The 954-nt window shown below is 60.6% G+C and carries 1 protein-coding gene; it reads left to right on the top strand.

Annotated elements, in window-relative coordinates:
• Window positions 1–954 (top strand): IS256 family transposase (locus tag SxD43FB_RS23760; RefSeq protein ID WP_141249647.1); only part of this gene is annotated, 954 nt, incomplete at both ends.

Genomic DNA, 954 nt, shown 5'->3' on the forward strand with positions numbered 1-954 from the left:
GCATTTGAACAAGGTGGCTTGCTGGATTCGCTGAAGAAGGCGCTGACGGAGCGCGCGTTAAACGCGGAGATGGATCACCATCTTGCGACAGGCGAAGGTGCCGGCAACACGCGCAACGGCTATGGCCGGAAGACCGTAATGACCGAGACCGGCAAGCTGGAGATTGATGTCCCGCGCGACCGCCAGTCTAGCTTCGACCCGCAGCTGATAGCCAAGTATCAGCGCCGCTTTCCGGGCTTCGATGAGAAGATTGTGTCGATGTATGCGCGGGGCATGAGCACGCGGGAGATCACCGGGCACCTGCGCGATCTGTACGGTATCGACGTATCGCCGGATCTGATCAGCACGGTGACCGATGCTGTCCTCGACGAAGTTGCCACCTGGCAGCAAAGGCCGCTCGACCCGGTTTATCCGTTGGTTTTCTTCGACGCGATCCGGGTCAAGATCCGCGATGAAGGCATGGTCCGCAACAAGGCGATCCATATCGCGCTGGGCGTCCGTGCTGATGGCACCAAGGAGGTTCTGGGCCTGTGGCTGGAGCAAAACGAAGGCGCCAAGTTCTGGCTGCGGGTGATGAACGAACTGCGGAACCGCGGCGTCGAAGATATCCTTCTCGCTGTCGTCGATGGCTTGAAGGGCTTCCCTGATGCGATCACCGCCGTGTTCCCGGAGGCAATTGTTCAAACGTGCATTGTCCATCTGCTGCGCAACTCCATGGACTTCGTATCCTGGAAAGACCGCAAAGGGCTGGCAACCGCGCTCAAGGAGATTTACCGCGCCACAGATGCTGACGCTGCCGAAAAGGCGCTGACGGCGTTCGAGGCCAGTCCCTGGGGCCAGCGCTATCCCGCGATCGGCCAGAACTGGCGGCGTGCCTGGGGTGAGGTCATCCCGTTCTTCGCCTTCCCAGACGACGTGCGGCGGATCATTTACACGACGAACGCGATCGAGGCG

Source organism: Sphingobium sp. D43FB (assembly GCF_002312805.1).
Taxonomy (GTDB): Bacteria; Pseudomonadota; Alphaproteobacteria; order Sphingomonadales; family Sphingomonadaceae; genus Sphingobium.